Source organism: Taibaiella chishuiensis (assembly GCF_003014535.1).
Classification (GTDB): Bacteria; Bacteroidota; Bacteroidia; order Chitinophagales; family Chitinophagaceae; genus Taibaiella; species Taibaiella chishuiensis.
Map to the genome: position 1 here is coordinate 1,551,671 of NZ_PYGD01000001.1, position 23,913 is coordinate 1,575,583.

At 50.3% G+C, this 23,913-nt stretch carries 22 protein-coding genes and 1 tRNA gene; 11 read left to right on the forward strand and 12 right to left on the reverse strand.

The window, feature by feature from the left end:
• Positions 1-18 precede the first annotated feature (18 nt).
• Together B0I18_RS06555 and B0I18_RS06560 are read right to left on the reverse strand one after the other, a co-directional pair.
• Positions 19-1,059: a hypothetical protein gene (locus B0I18_RS06555; RefSeq protein WP_106521831.1), complete on the reverse strand. Its 1,041-nt coding sequence runs from the start codon at positions 1,057-1,059 to the stop codon at positions 19-21.
• Between the two features lie 86 nt (positions 1,060-1,145).
• A complete protein-coding gene (locus B0I18_RS06560) occupies positions 1,146-1,691 on the reverse strand; it encodes a hypothetical protein (RefSeq protein ID WP_106521832.1) in 546 nt (181 codons plus the stop codon).
• A gap of 217 nt (positions 1,692-1,908) precedes the next feature.
• On the opposite strand from B0I18_RS06560, the gene porW reads away from it, so the two are divergent.
• The 8 genes from porW to B0I18_RS06600 all read left to right on the forward strand — a co-directional run bounded on the left by porW (position 1,909) and on the right by B0I18_RS06600 (position 12,303).
• Positions 1,909-5,421 (forward strand): type IX secretion system periplasmic lipoprotein PorW/SprE, encoded by a 3,513-nt coding sequence (gene porW, locus B0I18_RS06565; protein WP_106521833.1) that lies wholly within the window; start codon positions 1,909-1,911, stop codon positions 5,419-5,421.
• Positions 5,422-5,586: 165 nt separating this feature from the next.
• Positions 5,587-8,217 carry a tetratricopeptide repeat protein gene (locus B0I18_RS06570; protein WP_181358354.1) on the forward strand — a complete coding sequence of 877 codons (2,631 nt, stop codon included), beginning with the start codon at positions 5,587-5,589 and terminating at the stop codon, positions 8,215-8,217.
• Positions 8,218-8,283: 66 nt separating this feature from the next.
• Positions 8,284-8,796, forward strand: a complete 513-nt coding sequence (locus B0I18_RS06575; protein ID WP_106521835.1) for a response regulator — start codon at positions 8,284-8,286, stop codon at positions 8,794-8,796.
• Positions 8,797-9,320: 524 nt separating this feature from the next.
• Entirely contained in the window at positions 9,321-9,761 is a 441-nt protein-coding gene (locus B0I18_RS06580) for a hypothetical protein (RefSeq protein WP_146146670.1), read from the forward strand.
• A 191-nt stretch (positions 9,762-9,952) separates the two neighbouring features.
• Complete coding sequence (locus tag B0I18_RS06585; protein WP_106521837.1) at positions 9,953-10,339, forward strand: hypothetical protein; 387 nt, start codon at positions 9,953-9,955, stop codon at positions 10,337-10,339.
• A 225-nt stretch (positions 10,340-10,564) separates the two neighbouring features.
• On the forward strand, positions 10,565-11,002 hold the full coding sequence (locus B0I18_RS06590; protein ID WP_146146671.1) for a hypothetical protein: 438 nt from the start codon (positions 10,565-10,567) through the stop codon (positions 11,000-11,002).
• A gap of 195 nt (positions 11,003-11,197) precedes the next feature.
• The gene (locus B0I18_RS06595) at positions 11,198-11,641 is read left to right on the forward strand and encodes a hypothetical protein (protein ID WP_106521839.1); all 444 of its coding nucleotides are present in this window, start codon (positions 11,198-11,200) and stop codon (positions 11,639-11,641) included.
• A 212-nt stretch (positions 11,642-11,853) separates the two neighbouring features.
• Positions 11,854-12,303 carry a hypothetical protein gene (locus B0I18_RS06600; protein ID WP_106521840.1) on the forward strand — a complete coding sequence of 150 codons (450 nt, stop codon included), beginning with the start codon at positions 11,854-11,856 and terminating at the stop codon, positions 12,301-12,303.
• 9 nt (positions 12,304-12,312) lie between these two features.
• Here B0I18_RS06600 and B0I18_RS24910 read toward each other — a convergent pair whose 3' ends face one another.
• Positions 12,313-12,504, reverse strand: coding sequence for a hypothetical protein (locus B0I18_RS24910; RefSeq protein ID WP_146146672.1), 192 nt, complete (start codon positions 12,502-12,504; stop codon positions 12,313-12,315).
• A 13-nt stretch (positions 12,505-12,517) separates the two neighbouring features.
• Here B0I18_RS24910 and B0I18_RS06605 point away from each other — a divergent pair, with 13 nt between their 5' ends.
• Entirely contained in the window at positions 12,518-12,955 is a 438-nt protein-coding gene (locus B0I18_RS06605) for a hypothetical protein (RefSeq protein ID WP_146146673.1), read from the forward strand.
• An 858-nt stretch (positions 12,956-13,813) separates the two neighbouring features.
• On the opposite strand, the gene B0I18_RS06610 is transcribed toward B0I18_RS06605, so the two are convergent.
• From B0I18_RS06610 to B0I18_RS06625, 4 genes are all read right to left on the reverse strand, one after another.
• Positions 13,814-13,884, reverse strand: a tRNA-Gln gene (locus B0I18_RS06610).
• A gap of 74 nt (positions 13,885-13,958) precedes the next feature.
• Positions 13,959-14,321, reverse strand: coding sequence for a hypothetical protein (locus B0I18_RS06615; RefSeq protein WP_106521842.1), 363 nt, complete (start codon positions 14,319-14,321; stop codon positions 13,959-13,961).
• Positions 14,322-14,358: 37 nt separating this feature from the next.
• Positions 14,359-15,648, reverse strand: a complete 1,290-nt coding sequence (locus B0I18_RS06620) for an aminopeptidase P family protein (RefSeq protein ID WP_106521843.1) — start codon at positions 15,646-15,648, stop codon at positions 14,359-14,361.
• Between the two features lie 52 nt (positions 15,649-15,700).
• Complete coding sequence (locus B0I18_RS06625; RefSeq protein WP_106521844.1) at positions 15,701-17,416, reverse strand: hypothetical protein; 1,716 nt, start codon at positions 17,414-17,416, stop codon at positions 15,701-15,703.
• A gap of 136 nt (positions 17,417-17,552) precedes the next feature.
• Here B0I18_RS06625 and B0I18_RS06630 point away from each other — a divergent pair, with 136 nt between their 5' ends.
• Positions 17,553-19,469, forward strand: coding sequence for an OmpA family protein (locus tag B0I18_RS06630; protein ID WP_181358355.1), 1,917 nt, complete (start codon positions 17,553-17,555; stop codon positions 19,467-19,469).
• A 2-nt stretch (positions 19,470-19,471) separates the two neighbouring features.
• Here the strand turns inward: B0I18_RS06630 and B0I18_RS06635 are convergent, their stop codons facing one another.
• The 5 genes from B0I18_RS06635 to B0I18_RS06655 form a co-directional block, all read right to left on the reverse strand.
• Complete coding sequence (locus tag B0I18_RS06635) at positions 19,472-19,813, reverse strand: translation initiation factor (protein ID WP_106521846.1); 342 nt, start codon at positions 19,811-19,813, stop codon at positions 19,472-19,474.
• Between the two features lie 38 nt (positions 19,814-19,851).
• Positions 19,852-20,793, reverse strand: a complete 942-nt coding sequence (locus B0I18_RS06640; protein ID WP_181358356.1) for a GNAT family N-acetyltransferase — start codon at positions 20,791-20,793, stop codon at positions 19,852-19,854.
• Between the two features lie 87 nt (positions 20,794-20,880).
• Entirely contained in the window at positions 20,881-21,717 is an 837-nt protein-coding gene (locus B0I18_RS06645) for an alpha/beta fold hydrolase (protein ID WP_106521848.1), read from the reverse strand.
• Positions 21,718-21,784: 67 nt separating this feature from the next.
• Entirely contained in the window at positions 21,785-22,558 is a 774-nt protein-coding gene (locus B0I18_RS06650; protein WP_106521849.1) for a 3-hydroxybutyrate dehydrogenase, read from the reverse strand.
• A 91-nt stretch (positions 22,559-22,649) separates the two neighbouring features.
• A complete protein-coding gene (locus tag B0I18_RS06655; RefSeq protein ID WP_106521850.1) occupies positions 22,650-23,189 on the reverse strand; it encodes a dTDP-4-dehydrorhamnose 3,5-epimerase family protein in 540 nt (179 codons plus the stop codon).
• Positions 23,190-23,398: 209 nt separating this feature from the next.
• Here B0I18_RS06655 and B0I18_RS06660 point away from each other — a divergent pair, with 209 nt between their 5' ends.
• Entirely contained in the window at positions 23,399-23,740 is a 342-nt protein-coding gene (locus B0I18_RS06660) for a hypothetical protein (RefSeq protein WP_106521851.1), read from the forward strand.
• Positions 23,741-23,913: the final 173 nt, after the last annotated feature.

The following is a 23,913-nucleotide window of genomic DNA, read 5'->3' on the forward strand; positions in this document are numbered from 1 at the left end:
TAAATAAGATAAGGGATGTTATAGCTTTACCTGGCGGATAACCCGGCGCAGGTTCAGCTCGATAATATCGGCCATGTTTTTACAGTTAAGATAATGGGCGTCGTCGTAATGTGCGGCCAGCCCTTCCCGCAGCTCCTGTACCTTTTCGGGCGGCGAGATGTTGTCTGCACGCATTACGTCGCGCAGGTAAGCTACGCGCGTGCGCTCGCTGCGCAGGCGGTGCACGATAGAGGATGCCTCCTCCTGCTGGTATTGGATAAATGTTTTTTCGGTAAGGTAATTGATGCCCAGTTGCACATAAGGATAGTTTTCCTTGAAGAACTGGGGCAGGTATACCTTCTTATTGCCTTCATAACATTCCTGGTCGAAGTCGATGCAGCGTATGCGGAACTGGAAATCGTCGAAGTCGGGCGTGATCTGCATCACGAAGTTATACGATCGCATATCGCCCAGCAGGGTCAGGAAACAGCGTTCGTTAAATTTCACAAATTCTTTGGCGATACGCTTGGGGTTGTACTCTTTATTGTCCAGGTGCAGCCGGGTAAACACATCGCCTGGTATGCCGGGTATATGCTCTTCCACCAGGGTGCTTTTGTCCACCATATAATTAAGCTGGTTGGGCGAAAAAATATGTTCGATCTCCATGCCGTAGATGCGGGAGGCATCGGCCACTTTAATGTAGAAGTAGTCGTATACGTCATTGAGCCGGTTTACGATCCGGATGCGGAAGGGGTGCGTATTGCCAAAGGTGCAGTAATCGATCCGGTCGATGTATTTATGCTGTACGATGCGGAGGTTACCCGAAGCCTTCAGCATGGCATACACTTTTTTCAGCCCGTTATGCAGGTTCTCGATTTCGTGCGGCGGGTAAATGGGGCATTCCCACAGGGTATCTTTCCCGTTTTTATCCATCAGCGGTACTGCTTCCCTGAAATTGCGGAGATCGTTGTAGCTTACGGGAAACCGGGCTTCCCGCTGGTATTCCCGCAGGTATTTGCGCAGGGTTTCGTTTACTGGATAAACCGGCTTTTTCCGGGATATGGTTACATCTTCTGCCATACTGCAATTTCCGTTTTTTTACACAAAAAAGAGAGGATCAGTACATGATCCTCTCTTTAATCAATAATTAAACAAAACGTAATAGCTTAGAGCGACTGCTGATACAGGGATTCGTCGACGCTGCGCTTGATACCATAATACTGGAATGTTTTACGGCGATAGCCTTTTTTATAATAGGCATCGGTATCTCCTTCTTCAGGAACGGTAACCCAATCGCGGGTTTTTGGAACATACCAGCGGTAAACGGCAACGCGGTTGGCATCGCGGCGGATGGGCGCATAGAATTGCAGGTGCTTTTCTTTATAGCCCATTTTCAGCATGTCGTCGTCTGAATACTCATCTTCAGCAACAGAAGCGATATCTTTAGTAGTAGGGTTAAACCAACGGTAAACAGCAATGCGGTTTGGTCCGGGTTCACGATATGCATAGAAAAGTAAAGTCTTTTCGTTGTATTTCCAGTTAAGCAGCTGTCCTTCCTGATACTCACCTTCGGCTACAGTTACATAGTTCCTGTCCACCTGGCTGAACCAACGGTATACCGGAACCATTTCGTCGTTGTCCTGCGCCCGAACTGTATTTCCAAAGAACATGCCTGTAACAATAGCAGACACCAATAATAATTTTTTGTTCATAGTTAATTGCTATTTTTCGAAATTGTTTCCAAAATACATAAAAAAAATCCGGACTTACAATAGTTTCGATAATTTTTTTTAATTTTTTTTTAGGATCAGCAGGATGCCCCGATAAAAGATAATAGCTTCTTTACGCTTCTTTTTTATCTTCGCAAACAATAAATTTTTAAGAAATCAGTTATTTCATCATATTATCGTGCCTAAAGGAATCAGAAACTTGAAAAGGGTTATTAATTTTATATCAGCGGTATCTGTATTAGTTTTATTATTATGGAGTAGCCAGCATGTTTATGCTCAACAATCGGATAGCCTGAAGGCCGCACAAAAACGTATCCAGGACAGCACCAAAGCTGCACAACAAAAGCGAACAGACAGTCTCACCTTTATCCGCAATTACAAGCAAAGCAAGCATTACCAGGACAGTGTGGAAATCGCGCGGCAAAAGCGCGTAAATGCGATGAAGGCCTCCCAGCAGTCAGCTGCAGACTCTTTGCTGATCGTACGCAAACGCGTATCGGACAGCATTATGAATATAAGGCGCAGGTACTCCGACAGTATTAAAAACTACAACGACAGCGTACGTACTGCACTGAAAGTCCAGATCGAAAGACAGAAAATAGAACGGCAAAGAGCAAGCGACAGTATAGCCGCCTTACGCGCCTACCGCGAAAGCAAACACTATAAGGACAGTGTGACGGTGGCCCGGCAAAAGATAAAAGATGCCGCGGCAGCGATCCGGAAACACAACTCCGATAGTATGCGGGCCGCGCAGAAACGGATAACGGACAGCACCTTCGCAATCAGGAAAGCTTTTAATGATAGCCTGAAAACTGCCCTGGAGGCCAATAAGGCCCTGCGAAAGGTACAACTCGATAGTATGGCGGCCGTCAGGAAGTCGAGGGCCGATAGCCTGGGCAAAGTGCGGGAGGCCCGGGCCGAACTCCGAAAACAGAAGGCTGCCGAAAAGGAGAAGGCCAAAAAAGATAAGATGAACCTCGCCCTGGAGCTCAAGATCAAGAAGAAACAGGATAAGTATACCAACGAGGATATGCGTAAGAAGTCCTGGTCGCTGCCGCGAAAGGTGATCCAGAATACCTTTACGCGTTACAATTATTACTTTAACGCCGATAAGAAGATGGACGAGGCCGTAGAAAATATGGTCCGGTCCAATACCGATAATTATGATAGCCTGCTGGCCCTGTTTCCCTTCGACCCCGACCGGGACTCGATGAAGCTTATGTCCGACATGGATACCATTATCCGGAAATCGTCGGTAGGCATCCAGATCCACGATCCGCGCGCCAAATGGCAGGACAACCTGTACCTGCTGGTGGGCCAGGCCTATTATTATAAAGGGGATTACCAGAATGCGGGCTCCGCGTTTAAACTGATCGTGGCACAGGCCGAAGCCGATAAGCGCGAGCAGGAAAAGAAATCGGGTAAGCCCAAGACCAAAGAAGACAGGAACAAGCCGATAACCTACAGCGAAGCGGAGAAAACCGGTATCGCCGGTATGCTCGAACATAAATCGTCGAAAAACGAAGCTATGCTCTGGCTGTCGCGTACCCTTGCCCAGAGCCGTAAAGAAGGGCAGGCGCAAACTCTGCTCGATATGCTGCGCAACGATGCGGCCTTCCCGGCACGGCTTAAAGGAAGGCTGGCCCTGGAGCAGGCCTTTATAGACCTGCGGCGCGGCGATGCCGCAAGGGCGGCGCAATCGCTGGCCGTAGTATCCACCGACAAGGACATGCCGGACTGGATAAGAATGCGCTCCGGTTACCTGAACGGCCAGCTGCAACAACAATTGCTCAACTATAACGAGTCCAGCAATTCGTTCAAAGGCGTGATCGCCCTGAACCCCAACCTGGAAATGGACTTTTACGCCCGTAAAAACATCGCGGTAAACAGCCTGTACAACGGCAATAACAGTATCGATGCCACCGATATGCTGGCTAAAATGGCGGCCGACGGTAAGTACAGGCCTTATTACGACCAGATTTATTATGCCATGGGTAAGGCCGCTTTAAAAAACAAACAGAGCGATAAGGCGCTGGAACACTTTAAAAAGAGCGTAGCCCTGAGCCAGAGCAATAAAAAACAAAAAGGCCTGTCGTTTGCCGCCCTGGGCGACGAGTATTATAAACTGAGTAACTACAACAGCGCCAAACGCTCGTACGACAGCGCAGCCATGTTCCTGACAGCCGCGCAGGAACCGGTGTACAGCCTGGCCATACAAAGAGCGCAGGCGCTGGATAAGATCGCCGTGCCGGGTACCGAAGTGCGGGAACAGGACAGCCTGCTGCGCCTGGCCTCTTTATCGGAGAAGGAACAGCGTGGTGTAATACGCGATTATATAAAGGCCCTGGAGCGCCAGCAGGCCGACAGTACCTTCCGGGCTATGAACGGTCTGAACAACAATACCAATACGGCCATGAACACGATGGGGAATAACCCGGGTACGCAGGCCTGGTATTTTGCCAACCCCAACCTGATGAAGACCGGCGAAAACGACTTCAAGCAACGCTGGGGCAACCGGCCGCTCAAGGATAACTGGCGCAGGAGCGGCTTCTCGGCTTCGGGCTTCGATGCCGATGGCGGCGATGCGGAAAGCGGTGCGGTAACCCAAAGCAACCTGCCCGACGAAGACAGCCTGTATGCAGCGATTCCGCATACCCCCGAAGCGCAACAAAAAGCCCGCTCCAGGGTGGAAGAAGGCCTGTTTAGTCTCGGTAAGGCCTATTACACTTACCTTGAGGATTATGGCAATGCGGTTAAGACTTTCGATACGCTCGAACGGCGGTTCCCCGAACATAAACACCAGGCGGAGGTACTGTATACCCGTTACCTGATGGCTATGCGTCAGAACCATCCGAGCGCCGCACAGGAATTGAATAATACCCTGCAGAGCCGCTACCCCGATTCGGAATGGGCCAGGCTGCTGAAGGGCGCTGCGGCCTCGCGGGAAGACGATAAGCATTCGGCCTGGGCCAATGCTTCCACTTCGGGCCAAACTATTTCGGGACATTACGACGAGACCTATAACCTGCTGATGCAACGGCAGTACAACGATGTGCTGAACCGGGTGGATGAGGCCGATAAGACCTTTAAAGACCAGGGCGCCTATAAAAAGAAATATACCCTGATGAAGGCGATTGCCGTGGCCGGTATGGGCCGTTACCCCGAGGCCGATACCATGCTGCGCCAGTTTATTGCATCTAACCCTAACGACAGCCTGACGGGTTGGGCCAATACGGTGCTGGATTATATCGGTAAAAACAAACCGGCTGTAACACAGGCGCCGCCTGCGGCAGGCGTACAGCCATCGGTTCCGGCGACCAATGCGGCAGATACCGCTGCAGCGGCCCAATACACCTATCAGCCGGGCGGTGTACACTATGTTATTCTTTCCGGGCAGCAGGACGCCCGCTTCTCCGGTCTGAAATCGGGACTGTCGGATTATAACCTGATGAAAGAAGGCAATGGCGCCCTGACGGTTACCATGACCTCGCTGGATGCGGGCCGCAGCCTCATTATCTGCAAGGAGTTCCCGACGGCCGCGGCCGCACGCAAATATGTGAACGAGATCCGGAATGTAAAACTGCTGTTCAGGGAGTATAATAATCCTGCCGATTACGATATCCTGCTGATCTCGGCCGATAACTTCCCCAAATTATTTATGAAGAAAGATTATGCCCGTTACAAGGCATTCTACAGTAAAAATTATAAATAACAACTCCGGGCATTTGCTGCAAATTTCTGTACTGAAACAATACCCCGGCCACGAGGCCGGGGTATTGTTTTATGAAGCGGTTAAATATAACCGGTTGGTGCATGTCCTATGTTTTGGATACACATAAATTTAGTTATCTTCAAATCCTCATTTTTAAGCATCACTATGGAAACACCCCGCTATCACCAGCTGAAGGAAAAGTATGAACTGGCCGCGACGGAAAAAGAAAAGATAGACCTGCTGGTGGATATGACGCTCGAGATCCGTAACGACGATGCGGAACGGGCTATGGTTATGGCCGAAGAGATTATCGAACGGTCCGAGACGATCCATTACTCGGCAGGTATCGGTAACGGGTTTAACCATAAAGGTGCCTGCTATTGGCTGATGGGCGAATACGAAGACGGGCTGGACGAGCTTACCGCGGCCTATTCCATTGCCGAAGAGATCGGTGATCGTAACCTGAAGGCCAAAGTGCTGAACAACTTTGGCCGTATCTACCGCAGTCTTGGCGACCTCTCGAACGCCCTGCGCGATTTCGAAGCGGCCCTGGAGATCAACGAAGCCATGGGCAACGAGATCAACCAGACGATCAACCTCATGAACATTTCCAACCTGTATTATGATCTCGGCGATTATGATACCGCCCTGGAATATGCCTTAAAATGCCAGCCTATTTTCGAAAAGTACGACGATATAAGCCGGCTGATCACCATTTATTACAGCCTGGGCGATATCTATTTTAAGAAAGGTTATTTTGACGAAGCCCTTAAATATTTCCAGAAAAACCAGAAACTGACCGAAGAAGATACCCATGGCCGCTCGATGGCCGATAGCGGGGTAGGTAAGGTGTATTACAAACTGAACGACTTTGAGAATGCAAAAAAATACCTCGACAAGGCATTGATCCAGGCCAAGCTGCTGAACAATCCCGAAGCCGAGATCGTTGCGGAGTTCTACATTGGTCGCCTGTACCTTAACCAGGGCAATTACCGCGATGCGCTCGATTCGCTGGAGCATGCTTACGAGCTGGCCAAAGACTCGCTGCGCCGCCACGACCTGATGAGCATACACGAATTCCTGTCTGATCTCTACGACAGGATGGGTAATATTCCCAAAGCATTCTATCACCTGAAAGCTTATGAAAAGCTGAAGGAAGCCATATTCCAGCAGGCTACGCTCAACAAGCTGCGCAACCTGCAGATCAAGAACCAGATCGAGGTAGCTAAAAAAGAAAAGGAAGTAGCCGAACGTACGGCCCGCCTGAAACAACAGTTTATGGCCAATATGAGCCATGAGATCCGCACGCCGATGAATGCCATTACCGGCATTACCCGCCTGCTGCTCGATAAAGATCCCAAACCCGAACAGGTAAAATACCTGAACGTGATCCGCCAGGCTTCAGACAACCTGCTGGTGATCATCAACGATATCCTCGACCTGTCGAAGATCGAAGCCGGTAAGATCATTATCGAACATATCGACTTTTCGCTGCGCGAGCTGATCCAGGGCATATACGAGGTAATGGTACTGAAAGCGGAGCAGAAGAGCCTGGAATTTAAAGTGTCGATCGAGGAAGGCTTGCCCGACAAACTGGTCGGCGATCCTACGCGCCTCAACCAGATCCTGATCAACCTTATCGGCAACGCGGTCAAGTTTACCGACCGGGGGTATATAGCGCTCAGCTGCAAAGCCATTAAAATGGAAGCAGAACAACTGGAACTCGAATTTACCGTATCCGATACCGGTATCGGTATTTCGAAAGATTATGTAGGTCGCATATTTGAAAGCTTTACACAAGCCGGTACCGATACGGCCCGCAGATTTGGTGGCACCGGCCTGGGGCTTACGATATCCAAACAACTGGTAGACCTGATGCATGGCGAGATCGGTGTGGAAAGCGAACCGGATATGGGTACTACCTTTAAGGTGATCGTACCGCTGGCCATAGCCCGGGAGCAAACGGTGCAGCTCCGCAAGAGCCTCATTACGCCGGAGATTACCGAAAGACTGAACAAACTCTCCATACTGCTCGTGGAAGACAACGAGTTTAACCAGCTGGTGGCCGAAGATACGCTGAAGAGCCTGCTGCCCGGTATCCGTATTGCCATTGCCGGTAACGGCGCCATTGCTATCGATATGCTAGCGCAAAACGATTATGACCTGGTCCTTATGGACATACAGATGCCGGTAATGAACGGGGTAGAGGCCACCATGCATATACGGCGCAAAATGCCGCCCGGTAAAAGCGATATCCGCATTATTGCCATGACGGCCAATGTGCTGCAGGAGGATGTGCTGGGTTACCTGGCGGCCGGTATGGATGGCTATATTTCCAAACCTTTCCAGACCGACGAATTATTGCTTAAAATGAATGCCGTGCTGGACCGGGATCATTCGGCCGCTGCCGCAACGCAACCTCCCGAAGCCGCCGAAGCTCAGTTGATGACCTTGCCCGACCAGGTAACGGATATGAATTTCCTCGACCAGTTTACCAAAGGCAGTGCCGAGAAAAAGAACAAATACATCGGTATGTTCCTGGAAAACGGACCGAAACTCTTGCATACGATCATAAGCTCCCTGAGAGATAAAGATTACGAGCGGCTTAAGGTGGCTGCCCATTCTATGAAGCCGCAGCTGTCGTATATGGGCGTAAAGGAAGAGGTCAGCAATATCTTCCTGATCGAGCAGACTGCGGGAGAAGTGGCGCACCGCGACCGACTGCCGGCCCTGGTGGCCCAGCTGGAACATTTGTGTACCAAGGCTTTCGAAGAGCTCCGGCAGGGAATTAGCTGACATTGCTTTGACAAATCAAAAACAATTGTTATCTTTCGCTCATAATTAATAAACTGCAATTTTAATATGGCTAGATCCTCCAAACGTTACTTATTTCTGGTTGACGACGAACCGATTCAGAACGAAATGTTGAAAGACTATCTGAACGAACGTTTTCTTTATGACGTAAAAATATTCGACAACGGGGAGGAAGCTTTGAAAAATATGTCGCTGAACCCGGAGATCGTTGTGCTGGACTACCACCTGAGTGCCCATAACCCGGATGCTAAAAACGGTGTGGAAATCCTCCGGCAGATCAAAGACGGCTACCCGGCTACCCAGGTGATCGTACTGTCCGGCCAGGACAAGATCGATGTAGCGGTAGATACGATGAAGTACGGGGCCTACGACTATGTTGTAAAAGGAGAGAGTGCCTTTTCCCGTATCGAAAATGTGATCAATAATGCCAGCGAGCTGCACAAAATGCGTACCATCAACAAGGGCTACCGCAATACCATCCTGATGCTGAGTATTGTTATCGCCCTGATTACGCTGGGCGCCATTTATTTTATCCTCGTAAAACCCAGGCTGGGCGCATAATTCCCCGCTTTTTCCATAAGCGGCAGGTTGCTCCGGCAGCCTGCCGCTTCTTTATTGCCATTCCATTCGTCCTCCTTGTTCGGCCGGCTAATTGATGAACTCCTTCGCTGGCTGCCCGTTTAATACGGCCAGCTAACGGATAAGCTCCTTCGCTGCGCTCAGGATGACAGGCTTCCTTCGGTGCTTGATGCTTTGCACGCTGATACGGCCGGCTAAGGGATAAGCTCCTTCGCTGTTTATCCCTTTAATACGGCCAGCTAACCGGTGAGATCCTTCGCGATGCTCAGGATGACAGGCTCCCTTCGGTGCTTGATGCTTTACCCTTTAATACGGCCAGCTAACCGGTGAGATCCTTCGCTGCGCTCAGGATGACATCTAACATCTAATATCTAACATCCAATATCTAATATCTCAATACTAACATCTAAATACTAATATCTAACATCTATAAAATATTTTACCATAAATATTGTAATAATTAATATAGATTTATTAATTTCATGCGAACCAAATTCAGATTGCACATGAAAAAGTTATTAACGATTGCCATGCTTTGTTTTATGGCCACCACCGTAATGGGACAGGCCAGGAGTCTTCGTGTCGATAATACGACCAGTTGTACCACCTACTATCGCATATGGGTAAGGTCTTCGCCTTGTCCTTTTGCCGGTGCGATCAGTAGTGCGCTCATCTCCTTTCCCCCGGGCACTACGGTGTACGCCAATTCGGGCGCATTAGGTCTGCCGCCCAATATGTTCTTTATTGCAGCCTATACGTATAACCAGCCGCCTACTTGTACGACACCGCTTACAACCTGGATGATCGGCGATCCCTGTACCACCTATCCGCTCGTGGTACCCATGTATTCGTTGAACACGGCTTGTGTATTATGCCAGCAGCACTTTGCCCGTTGGATACCGGCGCCGACTGCAGGCGGCCAGGCCCGGCTTATATTTCATTTATGATCATTACTTTTTTGTATGTACCCAAGGCCACCGGTGGTGGCCTTTTTTTATGTGCTCCCGGATAATGCCCCGCCTATTGCCGGGTGGCATATTATGCCACCCGGTACTGCGACCTTCGGACTTCAATTGTTCTATTTTAATTCACCGTTTTCCCGGTTAAAGGGAAGACATAAAACCAACACGCCTTTCCGATGAAGAAATTATGTTTATCACTTGCCTTTGTTGCCGGCTTTGCCGCAGTATCCTCTGCCAATACCCTGCGGATTCTGAACCTGAGCAGTTGCCCGTTTTTTGTAGGTACTATAGGTAATGGTTATGTATACGCAACACCGGGTTTCAATAACCTCTATTCCGACCCCTCAGCAGTACCCTCGTCTACAGCGCCGGCTACGGCCATCTTCTCCGAGGCTTCGGTACAGCGCGATTATTTTCCCGATGGCTTTGGGGTAAGTATTGCGCAGCCGTATCGCAGCAGTACCGACATCAATGATTATCCTGCATGTCATGGCGGCACGGCTTATGATGTTTATTGGAATTACAACCCAATAACGCTCGATGCAGTATTGCTCATCATGTAATGCATACCGGCAGCCCTGGTCGTAAAACGACCGGGGCTGTTTTGTGTCCGGCCGGTCGCTTACTGGCCGGAGATTGGCAAGGGAAGCAGGTAAAGTAGCCGGACCCGCCTTTGAATTATATAACGACTTTTATGAATTGTTTGGCTGGCCTGATAAAAAAGGGGCATACAACCAGGATAAAAAAGGGCAAATTTGGTGCTTACCAAACATTTAATCCTTTTTGTTATGAAGAAAATCCTGATGTGCGCTGCGCTGGCCGTGGCTACGGTTCATGCCCATGCAGCGCTGTTTGTAAACAATAATACCAATTGCGACGTCAGCCTGGAAGTATATGCCAGTGACGCTAACGATCCCCAGGTTTGTGCTTACTTTACCTGGTTTAAAGTGCCTTCTCATTCATCGCAGGCTTACAATAACCCTGCTGCGCTGAACTGGGCGGGCTGGCTCAAAACCGCCAATGGGCTCAATACACCGGTCGGTCCGATGCTGGCCAGCGGTACCTGGGATGCGGCCAGTGCCAACCGTTTCCCTGCTCCTCCGGAAGTGGGCAGGCCGGGCTCCTGCGCCCCGGGTACTTTGCTTACCGTGCCGGCAGGCAGTTGTGGGTACACCATTAGCTGGATCAATGTCGGCGGCGGTAACGTGCTTGTCGATATCAATTAATAAGGACGAAAAAATGATGCTTCAATAGTAACAAAGCCATCCCCCGGGATGGCTTTGTCGTGTATGGCGGGACTGGCGCCTGAATAATATAGCGGCTTTTATAAACTGTTTAGCCGGGTTGATAAAAAAGTATCCTTTAACCGGGATAAAAAAAGCATATTTGACTTTTACCAACCACTAAATCTCCTTTTTGTTATGAAGAAAATCCTGATGTGCGCAGCACTGGCGGTAGCCGCCTTTAATGCCCAGGCCGGCCTGTTTGTAAACAATAATCTTGCCTGCGATATCAGTCTTGATGTATATGCGTCTGAGCCGGGTGCGCCTACCTGTACCCACTATGTATGGTTTAAAGTACCTGCGGGTAACTCTGTTGCGTACAATAATACAGGTTCGCTTACAGCGGCCGGTTTTGTATGGCGCGATGCTGCACTGGGACCATTGACCCCCTTGCCTATTTCCAATGCCGGTATCTGGGATGCCGCCAGCCTGGATCATTATCCGACCACACCAGAAGTGGGCAGGCCCGGCGCTTGTGCACCTGGCATAATCAGCACCGGTACCTGGGCGTCTTGTCCTTCCTATACGCTTACCTGGACTGCCCTGGGTGGCAATAACGTATTGGTAGAAGTTAATCCATAAGACAACTTATTAACCTTCTTTGCCTGCAAAGCCACCCGCTAAGGGTGGCTTTGTTGTTAGCACAGGCGCGTTGCATCCTTTGCTGCGATGGGAACGGGCTGAACCGTATACCCGCTTTTATAAATTGTTTGACGCGGTTAATGAAAAAGCGCAATGCCATCAGGATATAAAATGGCATATTTGGATATTACCAACACTTAAACCGTTTTCCAATGAAAAAAATCCTGATGTGCGCAGCCCTGGCTGTAGCCACGATACCCGCTAATGCCGGGCTCTTTGTAAACAATAATCTTAGCTGTGACATCAGCCTCGATGTATATGCTTCCGAACCGGGCAGCGGCGCCAGCTGTACGCACGTGGTATGGTTTAAATTAGCTGCAAACAACTCGGTAGCGTACAACAACACGAACGCGCCCCAGTTGGTGTTTAACGTATGGCGTGACGCCGCGTTGGGACCTTTGGTGCCGCTTCCTATTTCTGCCAATGGTATCTGGGACGCTGCCAGCCTGGTACAATATCCCGGTGGTCCGGAGGTGGGCCGGTCTGGCGCTTGTGCACCTGGTACGTTCAGTAGCGGCTACTGGACAGGCACTTGTCCTACCTATACGCTTAACTGGACCAGCCTGGGTGGCAATAACGTATTAATAGACATTAATCCTTAAGACGGAGTTTTAGCGTTCTCTGTCTTTAAGCCATCCCTTGGGATGGCTTTTTTGATGCAGGCCATAGCAGCAGGCTGCCGGAGGCGGAGCTGGAGCGCCGGTGTTGAATAATATATTGACTTTTATAAACTGTTTTGCCCGCTTGATAAAAAAATGACAGGCAACCGGGATAAAAAGACCACATTTGATGTTCACCAACATTAAAACCTTTTTTATGAAAAAAATCCTGATGGTCGCCCTTGTACTCGTGGCGACGCTTAGTGCCCATGCTGCATTGTTTATAAACAATAACACGGCCTGCGACAGGAGCCTGTATATCTATGCCAGCGATGCCAACCTGCCCGGGCCCTGCTCTTATTACATCTGGCTTAAAGTACCCGCAGGTACCTCACAGGCTTACAATAATACCGGCGCGCTTAATGCCCCTGGCTATGTATGGCGCGACGCCAGTGTAGGGCCTGCCGGTTATATCACCATGCAGGCTAATGGCTCCTGGGATGCGGCCAGCTTAACGCCTTATCCCGCTACCCCGGAGGTGGGCAGGGCGGGTTCCTGTGCGCCGGGTAATATGGTTACCGTGACGGCAGGTTGTCCTTATATACTTACCTGGACCAGCCTGGGCGGCGGTAATGTATTGGTCGATATCAATTAACCACGCCTGTCTTTGCCTCCGGGCTCCATTGCGCAACAGAGGTTGCTGTGTGCCGATAGGTACCCGTTGGTGTTCATTCGTAAGACAGCGTCTTTAGCAGCTTTGTATATAAAGCCATCCCCTTGGATGGCTTTATTCATAAATCAAGCAGCATTGCTGAGGGAGGGGAGGACCGGTTTATTGCTATTCTCGGCCTTATTTAAAACCTGTAGGCAACAACATATTGGTGGATATCAATTAGGACAAAGTTTGCAGGCTTTTTATGGCCACGGGCGCAGTACCGCTGTGAGGTAAAAGAAACGGCAGCTCCTGCTGATACCGGATCAAGCGGAATTGCTGAGGGAGCCTGCTGATGTGTTCTTATGCTTATTTATTCAAGGAAAATTAATAGGGAGCACTTAAGCTATCCTGGATAGATAAATATACTGCAATACCAGGTCCTGGCGGGCGAATGTGATCCGGCGAATTTCATTTTTTCTCGCAGCGAGAAAAAAATAGAGTTAGATTAACCGAATCGCTTTGTCGGCCCCCTATGCTTCTTTGTCTTGTTGTATGATCGGATGTGTCAGTAAAAAGTGCTCTTCCCCCCGGCGTATCCTGCAAAGGACGTCGCGCTCAGCATGACGGACATGAATCTCGGCTTTAATCCATTCCTTGCTCCTGTTGCCACAGGTTATCGGCTGTTCTATTCTTTAGGGGTCAAATTTGTGAAACGTTCCCATTGTAGAAGAAATAAGATGAAATACAAGACATCTTTGATCTGCCCTCCGGCTGCTCTGCCTGATCCATGATACTTACGACAAGACTACAGCCAGCGCAATAAAAAAAGCGACAACGTTACCGTTATCGCTTTTTCCGTAGTCCAACCAGGATTCGAACCTAGACAAACAGAACCAAAATCTGTTGTGCTACCATTACACCATTGGACTGAAACCCTTGCGGGGTGCAAAGGTAATTACGATTTTTTTCAAAAACAAGAAAATGCCGGAAAAAATCAGAAATTTTATTGCCATACAAACTTGTACAATACAATCAGTACGCAAAACAATACGGAGGCCATCAATATACCCCTTACCGTAAGGTATTTCTTCCTGTTCAGGAAGAAATAAAAAGGAATAAGGTTGGAGATCATCGCCAGTGATATCGCTTTGGAAGCATTGTTCATCATGAACGAATTATTGATGCCCGTAAACATACTGATATAATTGGCGAAGGTATAATCGCCAAACCAGAAGAAATAAAGCAAAATGAGCGCCAGCAGCGGGAAAAGCAGGCCCACCAGGAAGCCTACAACGGCAACATCCGGGCCTTTTTTCTTTTTGTTTACTACCGGGTTATACGGATTCTGATCCGGGGTATGAGCCATAAAGGAATAAAAATTGAACCTCGTTAATTATAAAAGCCTACTTCTTCATTGCGGCTTCAATCTCCTCTACGGTGATCGGGATACCTTTAAAGAGGTCTTTGCTGCCGGTTTTGGTCAGCCAGTAGTTGTTTTCGATACGGATGCCCATCTGCTCTTCCTCGATATAGATACCGGGTTCGATGGTAAAGAGCATGCCTTCTTTTACCGGCTCGTTGCGTGTTCCGATGTCGTGCACATCCAGGCCCAGGTGGTGACCGATGCCATGATAGAAATATTTGCGGTAAGCCGGGTTGGCAGGATCCTGGTTTTTAAGGTCGGTCTTGGATATCAGGCCGATCGCAACCAGTTGCTTTTCCATTTCTTTATTCACCATATCGATATAGGCAGCATAGTTGATGCCGGGTTTCAGGATCGACTTGCAATAGTTGTGCACGTTCAGGCAGGCATTGTATACCTCTTTTTGCCTTTTGGTAAATTTGCCGCTTACGGGTATAGTACGGCTCAGGTCTGCATTATAATTGCCGTATTCGGCGCCAAAGTCCATCAGCAGCAGTTCGCCGGCTTTACACTCCTGGTTGTTGTCTACATAGTGCAGGGTGCGGGCACGGTCGCCGCTGGCGATAATGGCGCCGTAAGCATGACGGGTAGCGCGGTTGCGGATAAACTCATGCGTGATTTCAGCTTCGATCTCGTATTCCATTACGCCGGGCTGCACAAAACCACATACGCGCAGGAAGGCTTTATGCGTAATGTCTACAGCACGTTGTACCTGTTCCACTTCTTCCTTGGTTTTGATGGCGCGCAGTTCTTTCATGATGCGTGCGGCACGCTCGTAGCGGTGCAGCGGGTATTGCTTCATAAACGTGTGTACAAACAGCAGGTCGGTGCGGAAGGTATCGCCGCCGATGCGGTCGTTCTCATTGGTATCGAGGTATACATGGTCGGCATGGTGCATCCAGAGCTGGATTTGGGCATCGATGCTGTCTACGAACTGTATGTTGCCGATACCGCTGATCGCGGTAGCCTCGTCCTTACGCAGCAGGTGCCCGTTCCATTTTTCCAGCATTTCATCCGGGCGCTGTACCACCAGTACTTCCCTGGCCGAGGTATCGGCATTGTCGGGATACAGGATCACCATAGTCTTTTCCTGCGTTACACCCGAAAGCCAGGTCACGTCGGAGTTGGCTTTATAGGCATATACGGCATCCGAGTTTTCGGACAATACCGGGTTGGCAACGAATATAGCGATGGAATTGGGCTTCATTTGTTTGGCAAACCGGGCCCGGTTCTGTGTATATAATTTTGAACTGATGGGTTCGTATTTCATTGTTGTTCTTATTTATTGAAGGAGATCGGCAAAGTAACGAAATTTTGCAGGATTACCGTTGTACGGTATGCAGCTGCTTCATGTCGACGCGCTTCCATTGGTCGCCCACCTGGAACAGGATTGCCGTATGTTCGCCCGGTTGTTCTTTAAACGTAAGGATATAACTCCGGTCATTATCCGTATAGGTTACTTTATACAATTCGTTTTCGTAATCCGTAGCCTTCAGCACCGGGTTGGCGTAACACCACCAGGCATCAGCTTCGTTAAGTGTTACCTTCAGTTGCAGGGAATCGAGTACGGTAACATGCGCCCCGCCGTCGATATCGGCCAGGTTGTAAGCGGCCACATCATACACTTGCCCTTTTACCGATGTGCCGGTAAATACCTGCAGGTGCGGGTTAAAGTCATCTTCCGTATTGGCGATCATCATACCCACACCTTTGTAAACCGAAGGTATATTGAGCAAGACTACCGGGTCGGAATCCTGCCAGTGGAAATGGTCCAGCACGCCGTAAAAAAGTTTTGTGGTGATCCGTACATTGTGCACGGCATATAAAGTACAGCCCAGGTATACCAGGCCAAAGGCGGCTATGAGTGTACGGCGAAGCGCGCGTAACCTTGCGGGCAGGCTGTACAGGCAAGCGGCCAGGAAGATAAAGAAGAACGCGCTGGGCAGGTAAAAGTAGCGGCTGCCCCGGTAGGGGTAACCTTCGAAATACCAGCTGGGCAGGATAATCACGCAACTGGCCAGCCCAAGGGCAAACAGGGTATAAAGCAGTTGCATCCTGGCAGAGCCTTTGCGGTATTTGATAAACCCGGTAAGCGATACCACGAACAGGATGATGGCATTGATGGCTACGATTACGGGATGTGCCGCAAACGCATAGATGCGCTGCCGGATATCGAGCGGGAGGTAGTGCCCGGCAAAGAAAATATCGAAAGGATATTTAAACAGTTTACTCATCACGATGATGGGCGTCTTACCCATCACATAGGCGGCATTCACTTTCTTCGTATCTGAATTCTGGTAGCGGATCAGCACATTTCTTGAGAAGAAATATTGGGTTACAAAGTAGACGATGATCAGCAGCACCAGGGGCACTACCAGGCGAAACACTGCTTTGCTGGCGGTTTTGAGGTCGATACGCTTGGCATACCACAGGGCAAATACGACCAGGAAGATAAAGACCGGTATAAGCAGGAACAACTCCAGCATAAAGGTAGACAGGTAGAAGAGCCCGATACTCATCCAGATATACTTCGTACGGGAAGTATCGGCGAGGTAACGGAGCGACCAGTCCAGGATGGTGAAGATGATAAACGTCGCGGTCAGGTAATGAATACAGGATTTCCAGATCACAATCTCCGAAGCCTGCGGACTGATCAGGAAAAAACAGGTGGCGGTAAATACGGCCCATTGGTTGTTCTTCCAGTCGAACCAGGCCAGCAGCCGGCTGAAAAAGCGGAACACCATACCGGCATTGATCGCATGCAGGGCGGTAAACAACAACAACCAGGGCAGGGGCGCCCTGCCGAATAACGACAGCAGCCCATACAGCAGGATATGGGTGCCCTGGTACAGGTGCTTATTGATATTGCCATGAATATTGGAGAACCCGATAAAGTCGTTGTCCCGGTAATATTGGAGGATGCCATGGAAGTCTTCATAAAATCCGCCCTGGTAAGCCGGCAGGTAGATCAGTGTGGCTACGATCCAAAACAAGAAAAAACGGGCCGTTTTATGCGCCAGTAGCGGAGGAAAATTCATGGGGACGAAAATACAAGCTTATATCAAAAAAAAGCAAATGGACCGGCCTGTTTTACCGGATCAACAACGCTTTTTTTCATTTTTAGCAAAAAAAGTTGTTTATTGCAGACTCTGCATATCAATTGATTCAAGTTTAATGCGCTCCTTTTGTCTGTTCATTTTTTGCCTGCTCGGTACTGCCTTGATCTATGCACAGGGAATCCTGGGCAACTCGGGTCAGCGGCTCTACGATAAAGGGCAGGAGTACCTGAGGCGGCACAACAACGAAAAAGCAGAATCCTGTTTCCTGAAAAGTATTAAAGAAGCGCCGCAAAATATAGATGCCTATACGGCATTGAGTACTTTGTATTGCTCCCAGGCACAGTATGCCAAAGCTGCCGGTATATTCGAAAGCGCCGCACAGGCCTGCCCTAAATGTACCCATGCCTTTGCCTTACCGCTTGCTACCGCGCTTTGCCGCGCGCAGCAGTTCGACCGTGCAGGCGAGGTGCTGGCCCGCTGGCAAAAGCCCGCAGTGCTTAATCCCCGCATCAAACAGCAATACGAACAGCTACGCGCCAATATACAGTTTGGCAAATACGCGATGGCGGCCCGGCATACCGATACGCCCCGCAATATGGGCCCGATGATCAACTCCCGTTACGACGAATACTTTCCTTCGGTGAGCCGCGACGACAGCACCCTGGTCTTTACGCGGAAAACAAATGGCGTGGATGAAGATTTTTACAGCGCCCGACGCGACTCCTGCGGTGGCTGGTTTACGGCCCGCGATATGGGCACACCGCCCAATTCGCCCCAGCAGGAAGGTGCGCAGATGCTTTCGGCCGACGGGCACTACCTGTTCTTTATGCGTTGCGGCAACCGCAGTCTGAACGGCTGGGAGGCCGGTGGCTGCGATCTTTATTTTTCCTATACCGAAAAAGAGGGCTGGTCCCAGCCGGTACCTTTCGGCGCTACGATCAATACGCCGGGATACGAAGGCATGCCTTCTTTGTCGTCCGATAATAAAGAACTGTTTTTTGTAAGCGAACGCGAAGGGGGATATGGCGGTAAGGATATTTATGTGTCGCGTTTTGCAGACGGGTTGTGGCAGGTGCCCGAAAACCTGGGCCCAGAGATCAATACGCCTTACGACGAAACTGCGCCTTTTATCAGCCCGGATAATAAAACCCTGTACTTCACGTCCAACGGGCATCCCGGCCTTGGGGGCAACGACGTGTTCTTCAGCCGCCGCAGGCCCGGCGATAAATGGGAGCAACCGCAAAACCCGGGGTATCCCTTCAATACTGCATTTGACGAGGTAAGCGCCTGTATCAGCTCCGATGGTAAAAAGGCCTACCTGGCTTCCGACCGCAGCGGCGGCGAGGGCGGTATGGACCTGTACGAGGTAACCCTGCCCGAAGAGGCCCGTGCCGAACCCTTTACCTATGTACATGGCGTGGTATACGACAGTCTGGATAATACAAGGGTAACCTATGCACAGCTCGAATGGCTGGATGCCGCTACCGGTGAGCCGGTATACCATTACCAGAGCAACAGGGGCGATGGCAGTTATATGGGCGCTATTGCGCTGAGCCGGAAGTATGTGCTGCATACCTATCGTGCAGGCTTCCTGGATCGTAACGATACGCTTGAATTTACGCAAACCAATAACCTCTATCCCGATACGCTGAATATAGCCTTGCTGCCACGCGATTACCGGCCACCTCTATACGATACGATGATCCTTAAGGTATACTTTGCCAAAAGTACCGTTGCGGGCAGCGATTCGGACAAAGTGCTGCTGCAGCACCTTGCCACACCCTATATCGGGCGGGAATACACCCAATATTTTATCAATGGTTATACCGACGATTCCGGATCGCCGGTGATCAACGACGATCTTTCCTTTGCCCGGGCGCGGGGCGTGGCCGACTGGTTGCGGGAAATCGGCGTGCCGGATGAGCAGATCCATGTGCAGGGCTGGGCCGATGCCAATCCTGCGGCGCCCAACGATTCGGAGCCAAACCGCTATCTTAACCGGCGTGTGGAGGTAACCCTGCGCAAGCCCTAGGCTCAGACCATTTTGGTCTGGCTGTAGCCCCAGTCTTTAAGCCATTCGGTAACTTTGAGTTTATAGTCGCCCTGGATCAGGATCAGGCCGTCTTTAGCGCTGCCACCGGCGCCACATTTGGTTTTCAGCTTTTTGCCCAGTTCTTCAAGCGCTTCCTCGCTACCCGAGAAGCCTTCTACCAGGGTTACGGTTTTACCGGCCCGCTGTTTCCGGTCCAGTTTTACTTTCAGTTTCTGTTGCGCAGGCGGCAGGGTTTCCTGTGCTTCCGGCTCTTCTTCCCGCATCATTTCGGGGTTGGTCGAAAACACAAGCCCGCTGAAGCTGTTCAATTTTTTCTTGGTCATAAGGGTACTGATTTAAAATGCAGGGCAGGATGCCGGTATTATCCCAGCAAAGTTCTTTTAATTTTCCAGATAAGCGACCGGTGGTGGATACAATACAGGTAATACTGCCGGCTGCCGCCAAAACGCCTGAAGAAGGGTTCGATACCGGGATCCATACTGCCTTCGAAATCGAAAATGCGCAGGCCCATGCGTCGTGCCAGGCATATGGCTTCCCAGATCAGCAGGCGCACGACGCCGGGGTGGGCCGTATCTTTAGCCACGGCACTGATCAGCAGGTACATGGTATGCCCGTCCCAGAGCAGCAGCAGGCCGGCAACTACTTGCTGGTTACCGTCTTTGGCTACCAGTATCTTGCCTTGCCCTGCCCGCAGGCTGGCTTCGATCATCCGTACCAGGAATTCCCGGCTATAGGTATATTTTTTCTTTTTCCGGCTGAATGTGCCGTAATGCAGTTCCAGCAGCTCCTCCAGGTAATCCGGGCCTTCGTCGGTAGTATGCAGGGGTTGCGCCTGTTTGATCAGGTAACGGTGGTTACGGTGTACGGCCGCATAGAGCTTGGCCTCGGGTTGCCCCAGGTCGATATGATAGGTGAGCAGGCTGGTATACTTAAACCCGCGCTGGTAAAAGCTGAGGAAGTTGTCCTGGCCCGGCAGGCCCAGCACATTACAACTGTCGTAGCGGGGCAACTGGCCCAGCAGGTCTTTCAGCACGCGGTCTTCCCAGGTCGTTTTTTCCTGCGCATCCAGCTTTTCGGGATAAAAGAAAAAAGGACCGAGATAAGGGGTCATGTCCGGGTTGCGGATAATAACCAGGCCCGACTTCTTTTCCAATTGGTAAGGCATTACACCGGTTATCACGCCCTTTTCCTCCGTAAGGGCTACATCCCAGGCGCTGCATACGGTATCCAGCCACCAGGGCTGGAAAAAAAGCGGTAGCTCCTGTAGCTTTTCGAAGTTGCGGTATTGCTCTTTAGGGGTCATGGGTAAGCCTCGATCTTTGGAAAGACCGGCAATAATACAAAAAATACAGGCAAGGCGGGGCATTGGCCTTTGTTACTGTGCCTTATATTAACCCAGGAATTTCACGATCGCCTTTACCACATGTACCGCGTTAGCGCCGTAGAGCATCGTCTGGTGGTTACCGTCCACGCCCACATAATAGCAATCCTGCATCATTGCCACGGTTTCTTTGGCTTTAAAATCGGGCAGCAGGGGTTCGCCCAGGGTATACTCGTCGCAGGCGTTGATCAGTACTGCGGGTTGTTTTACCGCGGCAAAGTCCTCTTTCCAGGGTTCGCTGGCCACACCCATCGATACCTCGATAATATTGGTATAATTGGGGTAAGGGTTTACCGTGCCGTCTTCCCGGATATGACCGTCGGCGGCATAATAACTTTCCATGTCTTCATCCCAGAAGGTGTTTTGCGGCGCGGCTTTCATCGCATCCAGGTATACTTCGTACGAGGGGAAAGTCTTATCGAGGCGGCTTAGCGAAGGCATCAGCATGGCCGGTGCATTGGGGTTCATTTCGGCGGCGGCATCCAGGATCACGATCCTGCCCACCCTGCCGGGATAGTGGCTGGCCAGGTAAATGCTCAGCAGGGCGCCATACGAGTGGCCGGCCAGCCAGGCCTGTTCGATACCCAGGTGGTCGAGCAGGCCCAGTATATCGCGGGCATGCTCTTCGAGGGTATAACAAAAGGCGGGCTTGTCGCTGAGACCGCGGCCGCGCAGGTCGGGCGCAATAATGCGGTAATGGTTGTTCAGTCCTTTGGATACGAGACCGTCGAAGGCATGTGCATTGGCGGTAAGGCCGTGCAGCATGACCAGGGTAGGTTTATCTGCCGCCGGGTACTCGATATAATGGAGGTTGATGCTGTTTGTAGTAATGAAATGATCGGTCATGAAAGCTGTTTTAAAAAAAGCACCGGCGGCTCCCCCCGATGCCTGCCGGTGTTATAGGTATAAAATTCTAGTGGGCGGTCCAGCCGGCGTCCAGCGGCATGGCAATACCGGTAATAGTGGCTGCGGCTTCGCTGTCGGCCAGGTACAGGATCGTTTGTGCGATGGTGTCGGTGGTAATAAATTCCTTGATGGCATGTTCGGCCAGGAATACCTTTTCGATCACTTCTTCGCGGGTCATATTGTGGGCCTTCATCTGGTCGGGTATCTGTTTGTCCACGATGGGGGTATGTACATAACCCGGGCAGATGGCATTGGCCGTAATGCCAAACTCACCGCCTTCGAGCGCCAGTACTTTGGTAAAGCCGATAATGCCGTGTTTGGCGGCTACATAAGCGCTTTTGAACGGCGAGGCGATAAGCCCGTGCGCCGAAGAAATATTGACGATCCTGCCATATTTCTGTTCTTTCATTTTAGGCCATACGGCTTTGGTGGCGTGGAAGGCTGCGGTAAGATTGATGGCGATGATGGCATCCCATTTGTCTTCCGGGAAGTCTTCTACCGGTGCTACAAACTGGATGCCGGCATTATTGACCAGTACCTCGATGGTACCGAACTGATCGAAGGCTTGCTGTACCATCGCCCGGATCTCTTCGGGCTGCAGCATATTGGCCGGCGAAAAAATATGCCCTACATTATAAGTCTGGGCTACCTCTGCGGCTATCTCCGCGCCGTTTTCTTCCAGCCCGTTAAATACGATGTTATAACCTTTGGCTGCAAAGGCTTTGGCTGTGGCCAGGCCTATGCCGCTGGTACTGCCGGTAATTAAAGCTGTTTTTGACATAGATTATATGTTTGATGATACCCTGTAAAATTGGGATAATAAAGCTGTCGGTGCGTCCGTAACAATGTTAAGTCCTCGTCAATTAAGATTCCTAAAAGGGACTGTCGAAAGCGCTCAGCGGCGGGAACTCCTGGTCGCGGGCCGACATAACGGGCGCAGCACAGGCCCAGTCCATACCGAAGCTGTCGTACATAATACCGGCATCGTGGTCGCGGCTGTGTTCGGAAGATACCAGGTAGTAGGTTATAGTATCGTTCTCCAGGGTTTTAAAACCATGGGCAAAGCCCGGCGGTATATAAAAGGCCTGGTGATTGGCGGCGGAGAGCTCGGCGGCAAAGTATTGCCCGTAAGTGGGGCTCTGGCGGCGCAGGTCTACCAGCACATCCAGTATAGCGCCATGCGGACAGAATACGATCTTGGCATGATCGTGCGGTGGCAACTGGAAATGCATGCCCCGGATCACATCTTTATGGGAAACGGAAAAATAGCTTTCCTTCAGTTCGAAACCGATATCGCCCTGGCGGAAAAAGCTGTCCTGGAAAGTCTTTACAAAACTGCCCCGGTTATCGGCAAAGGCGGGTAGGGTGATCAGCGCAGCGCCGGTTAAAGGCAGGGATTCGAAAGCAAACATAAGGGCTTGATTTTGTTTTGGTACTTCAAAAGTACAATATCTCTTAACACATTTTTGGGAAGCCTGGTTTTAATTCCGGCTAAACTTCGGGAAGCGGTTGTCGTCTTAATAACTGTAAGCAGGTTACGAAAGCACAATGCAAAGCCGCTTGCCAGACAGGAATTCCCCGGCGCCGGAACCAGTGAATAACAGCATCTAAATTCAAACTTATGAAAAAGCACATTTTTTTTACGGCCCTGTTCGTATTATTCGGATTATTTTTTACCACAGCGGCCAATGCGCAGGGGCACGGCTGGGGACGTAACAAACATTATTACAAAGAACAGCGGCGCATGGACCGGGCCTATGCTAAAGGCTACCGGGATGGCTACCATGAGGATCGCAGGTATGTAAGAAGGCACCGCAGGGTGGCTTACTACCCGCCCGTATACCGTCCGCGTCCAAGGTATTACCGCCCGGCCCCGGTATATGCACCACCGCCACCAAGGCCATATTACCGCGGAGGCGTTTCGATCAATATCCCGCTGCCACCCTTACCACCGCATCCATAGGATTTAGTATAGTATTGTCTTTTTTAAGTGTGTATAAATTGAAAGTGTGAAAAGGGAGTGTTCCGGTGTTTTATACGCCGGAACATTTTTTTTGCAGCAAAGCAGGATGCCGGTTTTATACGGCAAAAGGTAATACCTTTCTCTATATCCCTATTACTATTTTGTTAAGCCGT

Coding starts and splice junctions, on each gene's coding strand:
- B0I18_RS06555 (WP_106521831.1), bottom strand. CDS start 1,059: ATGGCAGAAGATGTAACCATATCCCGGAAAAAGCCGGTTTATCCAGTA.
- B0I18_RS06560 (WP_106521832.1), bottom strand. CDS start 1,691: ATGAACAAAAAATTATTATTGGTGTCTGCTATTGTTACAGGCATGTTC.
- B0I18_RS06570 (WP_181358354.1), top strand. CDS start 5,587: ATGGAAACACCCCGCTATCACCAGCTGAAGGAAAAGTATGAACTGGCC.
- B0I18_RS06575 (WP_106521835.1), top strand. CDS start 8,284: ATGGCTAGATCCTCCAAACGTTACTTATTTCTGGTTGACGACGAACCG.
- B0I18_RS06580 (WP_146146670.1), top strand. CDS start 9,321: ATGAAAAAGTTATTAACGATTGCCATGCTTTGTTTTATGGCCACCACC.
- B0I18_RS06585 (WP_106521837.1), top strand. CDS start 9,953: ATGAAGAAATTATGTTTATCACTTGCCTTTGTTGCCGGCTTTGCCGCA.
- B0I18_RS06590 (WP_146146671.1), top strand. CDS start 10,565: ATGAAGAAAATCCTGATGTGCGCTGCGCTGGCCGTGGCTACGGTTCAT.
- B0I18_RS06595 (WP_106521839.1), top strand. CDS start 11,198: ATGAAGAAAATCCTGATGTGCGCAGCACTGGCGGTAGCCGCCTTTAAT.
- B0I18_RS06600 (WP_106521840.1), top strand. CDS start 11,854: ATGAAAAAAATCCTGATGTGCGCAGCCCTGGCTGTAGCCACGATACCC.
- B0I18_RS24910 (WP_146146672.1), bottom strand. CDS start 12,504: ATGTTGGTGAACATCAAATGTGGTCTTTTTATCCCGGTTGCCTGTCAT.
- B0I18_RS06605 (WP_146146673.1), top strand. CDS start 12,518: ATGAAAAAAATCCTGATGGTCGCCCTTGTACTCGTGGCGACGCTTAGT.
- B0I18_RS06615 (WP_106521842.1), bottom strand. CDS start 14,321: ATGGCTCATACCCCGGATCAGAATCCGTATAACCCGGTAGTAAACAAA.
- B0I18_RS06620 (WP_106521843.1), bottom strand. CDS start 15,648: ATGAAATACGAACCCATCAGTTCAAAATTATATACACAGAACCGGGCC.
- B0I18_RS06625 (WP_106521844.1), bottom strand. CDS start 17,416: ATGAATTTTCCTCCGCTACTGGCGCATAAAACGGCCCGTTTTTTCTTG.
- B0I18_RS06630 (WP_181358355.1), top strand. CDS start 17,553: ATGCGCTCCTTTTGTCTGTTCATTTTTTGCCTGCTCGGTACTGCCTTG.
- B0I18_RS06635 (WP_106521846.1), bottom strand. CDS start 19,813: ATGACCAAGAAAAAATTGAACAGCTTCAGCGGGCTTGTGTTTTCGACC.
- B0I18_RS06640 (WP_181358356.1), bottom strand. CDS start 20,793: ATGACCCCTAAAGAGCAATACCGCAACTTCGAAAAGCTACAGGAGCTA.
- B0I18_RS06645 (WP_106521848.1), bottom strand. CDS start 21,717: ATGACCGATCATTTCATTACTACAAACAGCATCAACCTCCATTATATC.
- B0I18_RS06650 (WP_106521849.1), bottom strand. CDS start 22,558: ATGTCAAAAACAGCTTTAATTACCGGCAGTACCAGCGGCATAGGCCTG.
- B0I18_RS06655 (WP_106521850.1), bottom strand. CDS start 23,189: ATGTTTGCTTTCGAATCCCTGCCTTTAACCGGCGCTGCGCTGATCACC.
- B0I18_RS06660 (WP_106521851.1), top strand. CDS start 23,399: ATGAAAAAGCACATTTTTTTTACGGCCCTGTTCGTATTATTCGGATTA.